This is a genomic window from Paenibacillus agricola (assembly GCF_011440305.1).
Taxonomy (GTDB): Bacteria; Bacillota; Bacilli; order Paenibacillales; family NBRC-103111; genus Paenibacillus_S; species Paenibacillus_S agricola.
Genome location: NZ_JAAOIW010000021.1, coordinates 68,153 through 82,946 on the forward strand (window position 1 = coordinate 68,153; position 14,794 = coordinate 82,946).

Consider the following 14,794-nt stretch of genomic DNA (forward strand, 5'->3'; position numbering starts at 1 on the left):
GTATGGAGCAACCAATAAAAAAGAAGGTTTATAACAATATCGTATATGGAAATGGTTATACAGATGGACGGTATTCAGAATCTCTGTTTAATTTGGATATCGATTCTTACAAAATAGATGATCTGATTCACGAAGATGATAGAACAGCTCGATTGGCGTCAGATATCTCAACTCACTTCGTTTCCACATTTCAAAATATGTACCAGAAAGAAGTGTCGGACAAACAACAGCAGTTTTCCCTAGATTGTGCGAGGCTCATTTTCAGCGATTTGAAATTTCCTAATCAGACAGTAGTTATCCCTGCAAAAGCTGGATTTGGCAAGTCGACACTGATTCAATCCATCCTAGAAACGGTCATTGGAAAAATAGGTGCATTTCATGAAAACGAAAAAGAAATCGATATGGGTATGATTATTGTTAGTGACCGAATTGAAGATCTGAAAAAAATTCAATCGAAAATTCGAGAGGAATTTGGTTGCCACGATGATTTCAAACAAACGGATTGGGTTTATGTTATGGAAGGTTGGAACAAAGAAAATTGCTTAAATGGTGTTTCTGAGTATTATCAAGGATGCTGCACGACTCGTAACTGCCCTTTTTATCAAGATTGCTGGGTATTTAAGCAACGATTTGAGCAAAATGACAGCCCAATTGTAGCCATGAGTAATGAGCGCTTTTCATATTACCGAGCTGAAAGAATGAGTCAATTTTATACCTACAATGCATACAAGGGAGTACTTCCTCGAAAAGTAATTATTATTGATGAGAAGCCTGTCCTTGAGAAGCAGCTTAATGTTGATGAAACGTTGCTGTTGAAGCTCTCTCAAGCTGTTAATGAAATGCGTATAGCTGATCTCGCTGAAGAACGAGATAATAAAATGTATATGAAAGATGCTTTGCACCAAGTCGGTGGAAGAATTTTAGGTTTGCAAAAGCAATATAAAGATTATCGCAGCAGGATTGTATTTAATAATGAGGATATATTTGACGATAAATTTCTGCAACTATTTTCGCGCTACTTCAGATATCAATTTTCGGAGGAACTGGCTGCTATCCAGATTCTGTTTAAGTCTGGAGGATTATTCTGTAATACAACTAATTCTGTTTATTTTAAATCGATCTTTCCGAAAGAGGAATTTCGAATTGAGAATTTCAGAACGTACATCTTTGATGCTACAGGAGAAGGAGATCCCAGCTATACAGATGAATTTATCCATTTTAATATTGATGATTATAAAGAGTATACGAATCTGACGTTTTATATCGTGAGCGAAAACATGAGTAGAAATTCCATTGAAAAATCGAAGTCCAAATTGAAAGTTGCAGCAGATTGGATTCATAAAACTTTTAAAGAACTTACTTATGTTGTTTCATATAAAATGTGTGGAAAAATGAATGCTAATCAGCAACTTACCAGACTTTTAAAAAAGAATACATGTGTTGTGCTGGATAAAGATAAGAATGGAAAAAATATAGTGCCTTATTTCGGCAATACGAAAGGCAAAAATCTATTCCAGCATTGTCGAAAAATGGTTCAGGTTGGCTGGAATCGACTTCCATCGGATGAAACTGTAGCTGCATTTATGTATACATTTATAAAATTAGAAGAATTGCGTCAACTCAATGAATCGGATATGAAGAAAGTCCAAGGTTACATTCAATTCGATTGGATAAATAGTAAGTTCGGTCATGACAATATCAATATATTCGAACTGCGAAGGTTAATGGTCGATCTGGAGCAAGAAGTATTTCGTACAAAGGTTAGAGATTTTAGTTCTAACGAGCCAGTGAGTATTTATTTGTTCGGGGGAGATTATCGTTTAAAAGAAATGATTGCTCAAAGATTTAAGGGATGTAGGTTTGAAGTTGAGGCGATTCCAGAATTTGATTTGGAAAAGTATCATCAGAATGGTATCGATAAACAGGAAAAACTTTTATATAAATTTATTAGTGAAGATTGGGATGCTCAACCTGTTCCTATTAAACAAATTCGTGAGAAATTAGAAATAACGGAGTCATATTGGAGTAGGCTCATTAAAAAGGAAAATATTCAAAAATTAATTGGCGATAAACAAATAAAAATCTCCCGAATAAAGGGTAGAGGTGGGGACTCTTATATGTACTGTTTATTGGTCAATTAAAACAGGATCTCAACTTGCACACTTTCTTATAATAATATATATAGGGAACAGTGCAAGTTGAGAAAGTAATAAAATGAAACGAAAAGAGCCATAGGATACTTTCCTAAAGGCTCTTCTTTGTGGGTGCTTCCCAACAGATATAAATATATCACAAGGATTGTAATTTGTAAATAAAAGGGAGATTACTATGACGTGAAATATTGAACTGATTGATCATATCTGGATGGATTGGAGAATGTTCAAAAAACAATTGAACGAATAGTTGATAAACTGAATATCATTTCTGATTCTAATTCAAAGTAATAATCTTAATTATATGTGTTAATATGATCGGGCTTGTCAGCCCGTAGATAGGCAATTGTGTGATGAAAAAAAATTGTTTATTTAGATGTTGCCAATTTATAACTGTAATTATCGGAGCCGTGTCGTATGGTTCATTTAATTCGTAACATAGTAAAGGGTAATTAACAGCCAAATGAAATTATGGGAGTTGAGAATAAATGCAATGGTACACCGACTTGAAGTTTTGGGCTTTTCGGATGCAATATGAGCAAGTTGAATGGCGATTCAAATTGCCTAAATTTTAAATAGCTTAGTAATCTATACGAGAACTCTGGCTACAAGCTAGGGTTCTTTTTGTCTTATACAGAAAAGGGGAATGTAAATTGGAATTTATAAAATTGAAAATTGATCAACTGGTTCATGCTGAATATAATCCGAGGAAGGATTTGAAAGCTGGCGATCCAGAGTTTGAGAAAATTAAGAATAGTATCAATGAGTTTGGATATGTTGAACCCATTATTTGCAATAGTGATTACACTATCGTTGGAGGTCATCAGAGAGCAAAAGTATTGAAGGCACTTGGATACGATGAAGTAGATTGTGTGATTATCGATGTGGATAAAACGAAAGAGAAGGCTTTGAACATTGCGTTAAATAAAATTACAGGTGAATGGGATTTTGATGCGTTGGCTGGATTATTGGAGGAGTTGAAAGCAGACGATTACAATATCGAGTTAACTGGATTCGATTTCTCGGAAGCGGAGAAGTTGTTTGATGAGTTACATAAAGATAATGAGCCGGATGAGGATGAATTCGATGTTGACCAAGCACTGTCGGAGAATCCAATTACTCAAAAAGGTGATATTTGGTTATTAGGTAAGCACAGGTTGATGTGTGGGGATAGTTGTGATGAGAAGAATATGGCAACGTTAATGTTTGGTAAAAAAGCCAGGTTAATTGTCACCGATCCCCCCTACAATGTAGCTTACGTTGGAAAGACAAAGGATGCTTTAACTATTCAAAATGATAAGATGGATGATGAGCAATTTTATGAATTTCTGTTGGCTGCCTATACTCGAATGTATGAAGTGGCAGATGATGGAGCCAGCATATATGTGTTCCACGCGGATAGTGAAGGTTTGAATTTTAGGAAGGCTCATAAGGAATCAGGCTTTAAGTTATCACAATGTTGTATATGGGCTAAGCAAGCAATGGTTATGGGAAGGCAGGATTATCATTGGCAGCATGAACCGATATTGGTGGGTTGGAAGCCGACTGCAGGACACTATTGGAATAGTGATCGGAAGCAAACAACACTATGGCAATTTGATCGACCATTTCGGAATGAATTGCATCCGACTATGAAAGCTATTCCGCTTATAAGTTACCCAATTAAAAACTCGAGTAAGATTGGTGAAATAGTATTGGATTCGTTTGGAGGTTCAGGTAGTACATTGATTGCTTGCGAAGAAACGGATCGGATTTGCTATACGATGGAGTTGGATGAGAAATATGCAGATGTAATTGTCAATCGATATATTGAGCGTGTTGGTAGCGATGATGGAGTGTATTTGATACGGGATGGGAAGATGATTATGTATCAAGATATAGTTGCTGAGTCGGATAGGTCAGAGGTATCATGTGCTGACTAAACCAAAAGGATGATAAGCAAGAGGACAAATAGTTATGGAAGTAAAATAGGACTGAGTAACCAACCTTTTCTGGGTTTTGTGCAGGAAATATCTACCTTTATGTTGAATATATATAAATTAGTTTACTCAACGAATCTCGAACCATTATTCAACAGACAGTATAGTTGTAGTTGAATCAAACCGAATTATACTCTAAATAAAATTAATTGCCGTACATAACACAATTAATAAAGGGGGTCATTATTATGACGCAAAATGAAATACTACAAATCCTCATTTCTAAAGTGCTATCAAAACATGCAAATAGAAGGATTCACATTAATGGTGCATGGGGCATCGGCAAGTCATTTTTATGGGAACAATTTGAAAAGAAAGCAAGACAAAAAAAATATAAAACGATATATATATCTTTATTTGGCGCTGACTCAACTGAAATTTTATTACAAAAGATAAAAACCGAATATATACTTACAGAATCTATAGCGGATTCTTCAATTTTGAAAAAAACTGTAAATGGTATTTTTGATAATAAAGCGTTAAAACAATCGCATCCGCCTTGTCTACGAAGTACATAGGTATGTCTTTTGATCCAATTTCAATGATACCTCTTAGATTAGGCGTAGATTATATTGTATGTTTTGATGATTTAGAAAGAATTTCAAAGAAATTAGAAATGGAAGAAATTCTCGGATTAATAGAAAGTATTGCATTAAAATCAAATGTTTTGATTATAGCTAATGATGAACATATAAGAGAAAATGAAAAGTTTCGTACCTTTAAAGAAAAAGTAATTGATCTTTCTTATACATTAAGTGATATTGACATGGAAACAGTCTCAAATATAGTTGAAAGCAATCTTAATCAGCCAAGTCTTAGAAATTCCGTAATTCAATTTTTCATGTCGCAACAAGCAACAAATCTCAGAACGCTAACAAAGATGATAAACTTCGTTAACGAGGTATCTACTGTAATCGATATAGATGAGAGAATCAGTAATTTATGTTGTGCGATTGCAGCAGAAGATGTGCTTGGAACTAACTTGGAGGAACTTTCTAAGTTTTCTTTCGGGGATAAGAATTCGATTTATTTCAAATATACTTTAAGTTATGAACTTCAAAGTGTCATAACGGAAATAATCTATTTTTATAAATTTAATAAAATGGATAAGAAAATAATTAAGAGTTTTCTTTCACCAGAATTGCGGGAAAACCAAATACTTCTCCATGACTTACAGAAAGCTTGGTTATTTAATGAAGACTTTATTAAGGATTCTTTCAATAATGTAAAGAAACAATTAGGAATAAAAAACTACATATTTTTCGAGACTTGTGAAATTTTGATTCAAATTGTCTTCTATTTAAGATTTTATAACGAAAAATTATCTTTAAATTTAGGATTTCAAGAAATAGAGGAATCAGCAAAAAACGCGATATCTTATCTGGTTGATGTCGATAGGGATATAGATAAGTTGTTAACGCTGGAGATATTTAGAATTCACTTCGCTGAGCACCCTAATTATGCGGAAAATTTATTAGAACACTATAAACAATCAATTATTCATCAGAAGTCTAAAACTGACATTGAAAAATTCTTTGATTTATATAATCAAAAAAAGTACAAAGAATGTCAGCAAGTAATTAAATCGAATCCAATAATAATATCACACATAATATCATCTTTAGAAGCAATAATACATTCTAATTGTGACTATGATTATTTATTTCTAGTAACCGCTGTAATTACGTATTCCAAATTGGATCAAAATACAAAGGATATAGTAAAGGATAAAATGAATGAATTAAAAAATTTGGTCACCGACAAATTAATCCAATCAAGAATAGAGATGATAATGAAAAATTCATAATTCCCTAGAAACAAGTAAATGTGAAATAGTGAAACCATAAAACGTCTGTGCTTTTTTTCTGCATAGGCTTATTTGTGTTGGAGGTGATGTAATATATGAGTAAGAACGATGAAAAGCTTAAGAAAAACAAGCCAAAGATACTAACCAAATATGATCAATTCGTTGTCCCTCGACTTAGAGATATTCCAGTATGGGTACGTGAAGGATTAACAGATGATGAGATTGCTAAACGATTAAATATTCATATTTGGACGTTAGGCGATTATCGGCGTAAACATCCGAAATTTGCTGAAGCCTTAGAACGACCAACCAAATGGGAAACGCATGTATATCCACGTTTGGCTGAAATTCAGCAGTGGTTCCAAGAAGGTGTAGACAGTGGTGTAATTGTTAAGAATCTCGGTATAGCTCCTGCTACTTGGTATGAGTATATTGATAAGCATCCGATGCTCGCTGAATTAGTTAAATGGAGCAAGTCTGTTATTATATCTCACGTGGAAACTTCACTTTTGAAAGCTGCTACTGGTTATGAATATGAAGAAATCAAAACTATCATCGAAGAGGACAAAAATGGAAAAAAGAAAACTAGAATCGAAAAGGTTAAACGCCATCAACCGCCTAATCCAACAGCGATGATATTCTATTTAAAGAATCGTGCTCCAAACGAATGGAATGACCGCCGCGAGATCATAATCGATACGAAAGCTGCTGAATTGGAACGTAAGCAATTATTTCTACAAATGATAGATGCAGATGCAATAGAAGCGGAATATGAGGCTATCGAGGAGTCCAACTATACTGAGGAAGGCTTTGAAGAGCCGGATGCATAATGTTATGTCGTCAGTTATTCGATAGATAAACGCCTCATTTCGCGCTAATATTGGCTAAAATCGGCTATAAATCAGGCATTAATCCAACATAAGAAATGTTATGGATTCAGTTTACTTTCTCCCCCACCAACGGTATGATGTGACACAAGCGAAGGGTGGGGGCAATATGCCGTATTTACAGGGGTTTGAGGCGCATTTACGCAGTAAGGACAGAAGCGAGAACACGATTTCCTGCTACTTGAGGGATACGATAGCCTTCATAGCTTGGTATCGGGATAAGACGGATTATGGGTTGGATAAGCTGATCGAACTGGATGGTGTAGAGTACAAGAAAATCCTTCAACGAAGCGATCAAGCGATACTAACGATCAACCGAAAGATAGCCAGCATGAACGTATTCTGCCGCTGGATGCTCAAACAAGGCTATATCAAGGAAGAGATACACGTTGAAGCGGTCAGGAATAAGGATGTCCGGCAATATAGAGGCTTAGAGGATACGGATTTGTGGAAGCTACGGAATGAGATTCACCGACACGGCAACCGAATGCACATTTGTATGATCGAACTGTTGATCGGAACAGGCATCAGGGTAAGCGAATTAGTAGGAATCAGGCTAAAAGATATAGACATGAGCGAACGTAAAGGGTTATTACGGATACTAGGTAAAGGGAATGCCCAACGAACGCTTCCTATTAATAAGGATGTACGCAAAGCACTCACTCGATACTTGGAAAATAGGCTGAAAAGCGAGTCAGAATATTTATTTATAGGACAAAGAGGGGCATTTGAACGGAATGCGGTCAACTTGATATTGAATAAGTATGGTGATCGGGTAAATGTGAAAGTGACTCCCCATATGCTCCGGCACACGCTGGGATACAGGCTGGTCAAAACGACTCCGCTAACGACTATACAGCAAATACTCGGACACGATCACGTATCGACTACGAATATATACACATTGACAACCGAGAAGGATATGGAAATGGCATTGGCGAATATAGAGTGGTGAGCAACCACTCTTTTTGTTGTGTATAGGAGGGGTTCTTCTATTGTGGAAAGATGGAGCCGCCAGCAAGCGGAGCGGAAATTTTTGTGATGATTTTACGGTGAAGTAATTCAACTAACGGGCAGTTATCTTGCAACGCTGAGGACTCCTACGTATTTGGATAAATATTCAATTGGGATTCACAATTGTTTGAGATTTTGAATCATCACGGCCGATATAATTAGGTGATCATAACACTATATTCTAATCTTTCTTTTCATACTAATTAATCTTCTTGTCAAATTTTTGCAGTTTAGTTAAAATGAAATTACGTATGAACGGAGGTCAAACATGTCACAATATGAAATTTATTTAGAGGAATCTCTAGCAAGATTGAAGGATTTTGTTAAAGAAATGAATAGTAGACCGATTTTGTTTGTCGGTTCTGGTTTTTCACGGCGATACATAAACGCTCCAAGTTGGTCGGAACTATTAGAAATACTTATTAAGAATAATCCTGAAATTAAAAAGCCTCTTTTATATTTCATTCAAGAACATACTGGCGATTATGCCAAAATTGCTTCAGATCTTGTGGAGTATTATCGTGACTACGCATGGGATAACAGTGAAAACACAGATTTATTCCCACCATTTCTCTTCAATTCTCCCACCAAGAGCATATATTTAAAATATAAAATTACTGAAATAATTCAACAGTTCATGACATCATTTAATATTGAAACAAATGAAAAAAGAGATGAACTTGAATTATTAAGTAGATTGAATCCACAGGCATTCATTACCACAAACTACGATAATTTGTTAGAGGTACTATTCCCAAAATATACGCCTATCGTTGGACAACAAATAATTTACCAAAAAAAATCAACAGATATTGGTCATATATTAAAAATTCACGGTACAGTGGAGGAACCGAATAGTATCGTAATTGAGAAACAAGACTATGATAACTTTTTCAACGATCAGATATACTTAATTGCAAAACTCCTAACTTACTTCATAGAACATCCAATCGTTTTTATTGGATATAGTTTAAGTGACGAAAACGTTAAATCAATTCTCCTCAACGTTAAAAAAATATTAAATGCTGAATCTGAAGCTTTCATTCCGAATATGTGGTTTATTTCCTGGAATAAAGATATTGATCCAACTTCATCACCTCAACTTGATAAATCGATCTCTGTCGGAAATGGAGAATCTGTAAGGGTAAATTACATTGAAGTGAGTTCATATGAAAAAATATATGAAGCATTGTACCAAGATTCAGTGGATATTGAATTATTAAAGCAATTTGAAGAGACTGTATATAATGTTGTTAAAAGTGACACGATAACCAATCTAGAGGTTGATATCGCTAGCTTACGAGGATTAGCTGATCGAACACAGTTCATACGTGAGTTTATTCATTCAGCACAACCTATTGAGAAGCCTGTTGGAAGAACATTGATCACTCTTGCTCATATTACAGATCCCAACCAATTGGCGACTCAGTGGCCCATGACACCTACTGATCTTAGTCAACGATTGAGGCCGATAGAGCGAGGATACCGTAGACAGCAAGCTTGGTACTATGGGTTTTCTCTAATTCAACAAGTCAAGAGGCAAACTGGCATTGATATGAAAGCCACCAATAATGATTATCATGTGAGTATGAATGGAGTTCCTAGATATTCATTGAAAATGGTGGAGTTATTAACAGATGTCATGAACAATAATCCTTATACAATTTCTATTAATGGAAAAGAATATTCATATCCAAAGGCCGAGAATTAATATTTCGGATTTTCTTCACTGAACTAATGGGACACGATAGTTAAGGATTATGATACATAGAAATATTAGAAAGGAGCCAGTACAATTGAAACCATAAACCAAGATCAACAACGCCAAACTGAACTACTCAAGCAATACATGGAGAAGCACTTCAAACCACCTAAAATGAAGCAACTAATCGAAACCTTTTCCTTCTCAGAGCTTCGCAAACTAATCGGAGAAATGGATATCGAATTCTTTGCTCTCTGCTATTTTCCTAAATACTTTGACCGACAATTCGGTCAATTCCATCGTCAACTATTCGCAGAGTTAAAACATATGCTGTCCAATACAGGACTGATTACAGCTTTCGGACTCCCTCGGGAACACGGAAAGTCAACAATCAGTTCTTTTTTATTTCCGTTGTATGCGACTCTTTATGATAAATCTCAGTTTACACTCATTATATCGGCAACAGAAATTATTGCCTTGCCATTTTTAGATATGATCAAGGATGAGCTTGAGACGAACACGATGCTGATTGAAGATTTCGGCATTCGCAAAGGTAGCAGATGGAACAATAATGAAATTCATCTCAAGAGTAAAAGTGGATTGGATTCCTGCATTATGATTCGTGGAGTTGACGGTTCCCTTCGAGGCATCCACTATAAACATCATCGCCCAACACTGGTTCTACTCGATGACTTGCTCAAGGATGATACAGCCAAATCTGAAACCAAACGTGATCAGATTAAAAGTACCTTCACGGATGTAGTTTTGCCAATTGGAACGCGAGATACGAATATTCTCATCTGCGGTACAATTTTAAATGAAGAAGATATCATGGCTGATTTACTTAAAGGTAAAATACCAGGAGTCAGAAGTATAAGGAAGGCAGCAGTCATTCATTTTTCGGATCGAGATGAATTATGGGCAGATTGGGAAATCCAATATAATAATTTGCAGGACGAGGACAGGATCAACACAGCCTTGTCTTTTTTTTGTGCCCATAAAGATGAGATGCTAGAAGGAACAGAAATATTGTGGAGTGAATATTTAGATTACTATTATCTCATGTGTAAGAAGCAAGCGATGGGTGAGAAGTCATTTTATAAGGAGCTTCAGAATGATCCACGCTCAACTGATGATTACATATTCCAGAACATCATGTATTGGGATCGATTGCCTGAGTTTGAAGAGATGGAAATCGCCATGTATATTGATCCAGCAATTAAAGCTGGGAAGAAGAATGACTACTCCGCTATTTCAATTATTGGTCAGCATCGTAAAACGAAACAGCTTTATGTGATTGACGGAAATATATATAAATTGCTGCCTGATGATTTGTTCCAAGTGGCTGTTGAAAAGTTGACCACCTATCCCGTTGATAAGATTGGATTTGAAACCGTTCAAGCACAAAGTTATATGAAACAGAAGTTTGAGGAGGAATTATGGAAGGCTAGGAAGTTTACTCCTGTTGAAAGTATTAATAGTCGAGGGCAGAAACATGAACGGATCATTAGTTTGGAGCCGGATGTAAAGAAAGGACATATTCTGTTCAATTCAGCAAATATCAGATACAATAACCAAATAAAGGATTATAATCGAAACTGTAAATATGATGATGCTCCCGATAGTTTATATGGTGCTGTTCAATTGATTCAGTCTGTTAAGAGTCTCAAGTTTTATGATCGCAGTTTGTTATTTTAAAGGTACAGTTAAAACTCAATGTTTATTTTATCCCATTTGATTAAGCTAACGGGAGTTTAATTCCATAAGAAGGAATATTATTGTTCTATATAGAATTAAGAAAAAAGGATAATGAGTTTAGGGGAAGTAGTGTGTTTAAAGACTTTAATAACAAGCGTTATTGGATATTTTTATTTCCATTTTTCGAAGGATTGAGCTGCGGATATTAAAAGTCGGTAGTTGAACCGGCAAGATAGATAAAAGGAGTTGTTAGAATGGAAATTGTTCAAATATCCTTTAACATACCTGATGAAATTATGACGAAGATTTCTACAGGAGAGAATAAAATATTTGGTGTCGAGGTTCGTAATAACAAATCGCAAGTTGTAAAAGTTCTTAGACCTGTCAGCAAGTTAGAGACTACTTTATACTATGGCTGGAAGTATAGGGATACCCTATTTATGGTGAGCAAATTAGGTATGGCAGGTGTAAAAAGTTATATTAAATCTAAGAAAAAACAAGAGCCTGATGTTGCTGTAAAATTTAGAGAAGCTCTAAAGGTCTACCTAAACGCTGTGCGCAAGGGTGTTCTTACAATGGAGATAATTTCAGATGTGATGGAACATTTGGGTGAACTGAAAATGCAACCTAATTTTAAAAAAATAAACATTGCACTTTCAATGGAGGAGTTGGATGTGCTTTTAAATCGAATGTTTGAATATACAAAAGAACTTGCAGCAAATAATGCGATTGAACTGACCAGTCTAGAGAAAGAAACACCTTCGCAATCTGTGAATCCAGTTATTAATCTGCAACGTTGTCTTGAAACACAAAAACGCATTTTTGAACTGGCTTCTTAGATAATTGCAAGATTTAGGATGCCACCTTATGGAACAATTATGACTATAGTTACTTTAATTAATGAATTGGGATATTTGAGTTTATTGTTTTATTTTGAAGTTATTCAACTAACGGATACGAATAAGCAACTGCCTTTTTAAGGGCAGTTTTTTTTGTGCAAAAATCAACGAAACAATAACAAAGTCATTTTGAAAGGAAGAGATGGTATGCAAATTAACGAACTAATTACTATTGAATGTCTAAAGGAACTCGATCAAGCAGCATTAACCAAGCAAATATACTCCAACTATTACAATGGAGATCACGCCATTCTCAAGGATTATGCCATGCAAGAGAGCCGAAGCAATCGAAAACTGATATTCAATTTTCCGCGTAAGTTTGTAGATAATGAGGTGGGCTACATACTCGGCAAGCCAGTAAATTACGTTTCTAAATCGGATAATGATGAAGTCGTACATAAGCTTGATCTAAACATGAGCCATTGGGAAAAGGAACACAATATTAATCTTCGGAAGCAGAGTGAAATTTTCGGTGAGAGTTATGAACTGAATTATCTGGATTCAGATGGACAATTCGCTTCAACCGTATTAACTCCGCTTAATGCTTATGTGTTGGAGGATGGTACAGCAGATCGAAATGTACTGATAGCCATCCACAAGTATACAAGGAGATTTGATGATAAGGTGTATCTGGATGTTTATACCGACAATGAAATCCTGCATTATGAATTAATAGGCGATAAAAAGAACAGTCAGAGTAAACAGAGTAAATCCCCTGATCTCCAATATATCGGTAAACACGATCACATCTTTGGAAGAGTCCCTGTCATTTCTTGCCCAGCTAATACGGAGCGGAAATGCGGCTTCCAAGATGTGATTTCTTTGTTTGATGCTTATAATGCACTCAACTCAGATTTGGTTAATGAAATTGCCGATCATCGTAATTCTTATCTGGTCATTGAGAACGCCAAGTTAGAAGAAGAGGATTTACTTAAAATGAAGAAGATGGGCATTATCCAAGTTCCAGTTGGCGGTAAAGTAACATGGCTGATCAAGGAGATCAACGATTCGTTTGTGAAAAATGAACTGGATAATCTCGAACATAAAATTTATGACATGATGGATCAGGTCAATTTCAATCAAAATTGGGCATCGAATACATCCTCGTTAGCGTTGAGAAATAAACTGTTGAATTTAGAAAATAGAGTCGCTATCCGGGAAGCCATGATGGAGAAAGTCATCAAGGACAGGCTTCGGAATTTCTTTATCTATCTTCAGAAAAAAGAAGGTGTTCAATATGATTATAGGGATATCGCTGTTAAATTCACGAGAAATTTGCCGACAGATTTGGTGGGATTGGCTGATGTCATCGTGAAGCTGAAGGATATTGTTTCGCATGAATCATTGCTTGCCTTATTGCCGTTTGTTGAAAATCCGAAGCTTGAACATAATAAGTTTCATACTGAAAGACAACGATTTATGGAATCGACTGGAGCTTCGACACATGCAGAATAAAAACAAAATCAAACAACTCGTCAAAAACAATTGTGCTTCTTATCTCGGTGATAGGCATGGCATCTCGAATTATTGTTGCTGGAAAGATGGTTTATGTGTATTTTTTGATCAGGACAATCCTCTCCCAAGCTGTCGGTATTTTGAAAATGGAGTTTTGCCATCAGATGAGAAGCTGGAGCGTGATTATAAGCTGGAACGTAATATGCATGTCGATAGACAGATAGCGAAGCCAAAAGTAAATTGTAAGAAATGTGGAACTACATTCGAGGCGAATTCTAATAGGCAATCTTATTGTGAAAAATGTACTGAAAAGAATAAGAAGGAAAGGGCAAAATTACGGATGCGGAAGATGAGACTAAAACAGGCTTAATGTTACGCCTTAGAGGGTTTAAAATGCTATATAAATCAAAGGTTTATAGTAGGCAAAAATGAGGGGGTCTTGTGATAAGTCGTTTACCCCATTTTTTTGTTTTAAGCAGCGTAACATCATTGTCCTGAGCAAGACATTAAACTGCTACAAAAATACATAGAAATGCGTGTTCGGTTCAGACGAGTCGAATGGGCATCAAAGGAGATTAATGAATATGGATTTGGAACAATTGAAACAATTTATCGAAGCAAATGGCACGAAAGAGGAAGTGAAAGCATATCTTCAGGGCTTGAATCCAATCAACGTTGAAGGTATGGAGCAATTCATTCAATCCGACAAGGAAGCCAAGAGTTGGTTCGATAGCACAGTAGATAAACGAACCACTAAATCGCTAGAGACTTGGAAAGCCAATCAACTTGAAGGATTGCTGGAAGCTGAAATTAAGAAACGTTTCCCAGCGAAGGATGAGAAAGAAACCGAGATGGAGAAGCTTCGTGCCGAAGTGGAGAATATGAAACTGGAGAAGCAGCGCGAACGATTAACCAGCCAAGCCATCAAAATAGCCAGTGAAAAGAAACTTCCACTACAGTTAGTGGATTTTTTTATTGGTGCAGATGAGTCTACAACGACAGCCAATCTGAATGCGTTTGAACAGTCGCTTCAATTGGCGGTTCAGCAGCAAGTCGAGCAGCGTCTTAAAGGGAATGGCTATACTCCCCCTGCTGATTCTACAGGTAAAACTTTCACGCTGGATGCGATTAAAGGCATGTCGTCCGATGAAATCAACAAGAATTGGGATCAAGTCAAACTGGTATTACAAAACAAATAAT

12 protein-coding genes are annotated in these 14,794 nt (G+C 35.9%); all 12 read left to right on the plus strand.

Annotation, left to right across the window (positions count from 1 at the left end; all coding sequences use genetic code 11):
• The first annotated feature begins 2 nt into the window (after positions 1 to 2).
• The 12 genes from G9U52_RS33585 to G9U52_RS33640 all read left to right on the plus strand — a co-directional run bounded on the left by G9U52_RS33585 (position 3) and on the right by G9U52_RS33640 (position 14,793).
• Positions 3 to 2,141, plus strand: a complete 2,139-nt coding sequence (locus G9U52_RS33585; RefSeq protein ID WP_166156095.1) for a hypothetical protein — start codon at positions 3 to 5, stop codon at positions 2,139 to 2,141.
• Positions 2,142 to 2,806: 665 nt separating this feature from the next.
• Positions 2,807 to 4,075, plus strand: coding sequence for a site-specific DNA-methyltransferase (locus G9U52_RS33590; RefSeq protein WP_166156098.1), 1,269 nt, complete (start codon positions 2,807 to 2,809; stop codon positions 4,073 to 4,075).
• A gap of 245 nt (positions 4,076 to 4,320) precedes the next feature.
• The gene (locus G9U52_RS33595) at positions 4,321 to 4,650 is read left to right on the plus strand and encodes a P-loop NTPase fold protein (protein ID WP_166156101.1); all 330 of its coding nucleotides are present in this window, start codon (positions 4,321 to 4,323) and stop codon (positions 4,648 to 4,650) included.
• A gap of 2 nt (positions 4,651 to 4,652) precedes the next feature.
• Positions 4,653 to 5,939 (plus strand): hypothetical protein, encoded by a 1,287-nt coding sequence (locus G9U52_RS33600; RefSeq protein ID WP_166156104.1) that lies wholly within the window; start codon positions 4,653 to 4,655, stop codon positions 5,937 to 5,939.
• Positions 5,940 to 6,034: 95 nt separating this feature from the next.
• A complete protein-coding gene (locus G9U52_RS33605) occupies positions 6,035 to 6,769 on the plus strand; it encodes a transposase (protein ID WP_166156107.1) in 735 nt (244 codons plus the stop codon).
• A gap of 100 nt (positions 6,770 to 6,869) precedes the next feature.
• Positions 6,870 to 7,781 carry a tyrosine-type recombinase/integrase gene (locus tag G9U52_RS33610; protein WP_243767709.1) on the plus strand — a complete coding sequence of 304 codons (912 nt, stop codon included), beginning with the start codon at positions 6,870 to 6,872 and terminating at the stop codon, positions 7,779 to 7,781.
• A gap of 327 nt (positions 7,782 to 8,108) precedes the next feature.
• Positions 8,109 to 9,551 carry an SIR2 family protein gene (locus G9U52_RS33615; protein ID WP_166156113.1) on the plus strand — a complete coding sequence of 481 codons (1,443 nt, stop codon included), beginning with the start codon at positions 8,109 to 8,111 and terminating at the stop codon, positions 9,549 to 9,551.
• 138 nt (positions 9,552 to 9,689) lie between these two features.
• Complete coding sequence (terL, locus tag G9U52_RS33620) at positions 9,690 to 11,240, plus strand: phage terminase large subunit (protein ID WP_166156116.1); 1,551 nt, start codon at positions 9,690 to 9,692, stop codon at positions 11,238 to 11,240.
• Between the two features lie 254 nt (positions 11,241 to 11,494).
• The gene (locus G9U52_RS33625; protein ID WP_166156119.1) at positions 11,495 to 12,079 is read left to right on the plus strand and encodes a hypothetical protein; all 585 of its coding nucleotides are present in this window, start codon (positions 11,495 to 11,497) and stop codon (positions 12,077 to 12,079) included.
• Between the two features lie 207 nt (positions 12,080 to 12,286).
• Positions 12,287 to 13,594, plus strand: a complete 1,308-nt coding sequence (locus G9U52_RS33630) for a phage portal protein (protein ID WP_166156122.1) — start codon at positions 12,287 to 12,289, stop codon at positions 13,592 to 13,594.
• Complete coding sequence (locus G9U52_RS33635; RefSeq protein WP_166156125.1) at positions 13,584 to 13,964, plus strand: hypothetical protein; 381 nt, start codon at positions 13,584 to 13,586, stop codon at positions 13,962 to 13,964. Before G9U52_RS33630 ends, G9U52_RS33635 begins: the two co-directional genes overlap by 11 nt.
• Positions 13,965 to 14,178: 214 nt before the next feature.
• Complete coding sequence (locus G9U52_RS33640) at positions 14,179 to 14,793, plus strand: DUF4355 domain-containing protein (RefSeq protein ID WP_166156128.1); 615 nt, start codon at positions 14,179 to 14,181, stop codon at positions 14,791 to 14,793.
• The last annotated feature ends 1 nt before the right edge of the window (position 14,794 follow it).

Excerpts from the sequence above, each read along its gene's own strand:
- G9U52_RS33595 (WP_166156101.1), top strand. The coding sequence starts at position 4,321 with ATGACGCAAAATGAAATACTACAAATCCTCATTTCTAAAGTGCTATCA.
- G9U52_RS33600 (WP_166156104.1), top strand. The coding sequence starts at position 4,653 with ATGTCTTTTGATCCAATTTCAATGATACCTCTTAGATTAGGCGTAGAT.
- G9U52_RS33610 (WP_243767709.1), top strand. The coding sequence starts at position 6,870 with ATGGATTCAGTTTACTTTCTCCCCCACCAACGGTATGATGTGACACAA.
- G9U52_RS33630 (WP_166156122.1), top strand. The coding sequence starts at position 12,287 with ATGCAAATTAACGAACTAATTACTATTGAATGTCTAAAGGAACTCGAT.
- G9U52_RS33585 (WP_166156095.1), top strand. The coding sequence starts at position 3 with ATGGAGCAACCAATAAAAAAGAAGGTTTATAACAATATCGTATATGGA.
- G9U52_RS33615 (WP_166156113.1), top strand. The coding sequence starts at position 8,109 with ATGTCACAATATGAAATTTATTTAGAGGAATCTCTAGCAAGATTGAAG.
- G9U52_RS33625 (WP_166156119.1), top strand. The coding sequence starts at position 11,495 with ATGGAAATTGTTCAAATATCCTTTAACATACCTGATGAAATTATGACG.
- G9U52_RS33640 (WP_166156128.1), top strand. The coding sequence starts at position 14,179 with ATGGATTTGGAACAATTGAAACAATTTATCGAAGCAAATGGCACGAAA.
- G9U52_RS33635 (WP_166156125.1), top strand. The coding sequence starts at position 13,584 with ATGCAGAATAAAAACAAAATCAAACAACTCGTCAAAAACAATTGTGCT.
- G9U52_RS33605 (WP_166156107.1), top strand. The coding sequence starts at position 6,035 with ATGAGTAAGAACGATGAAAAGCTTAAGAAAAACAAGCCAAAGATACTA.
- terL (WP_166156116.1), top strand. The coding sequence starts at position 9,690 with ATGGAGAAGCACTTCAAACCACCTAAAATGAAGCAACTAATCGAAACC.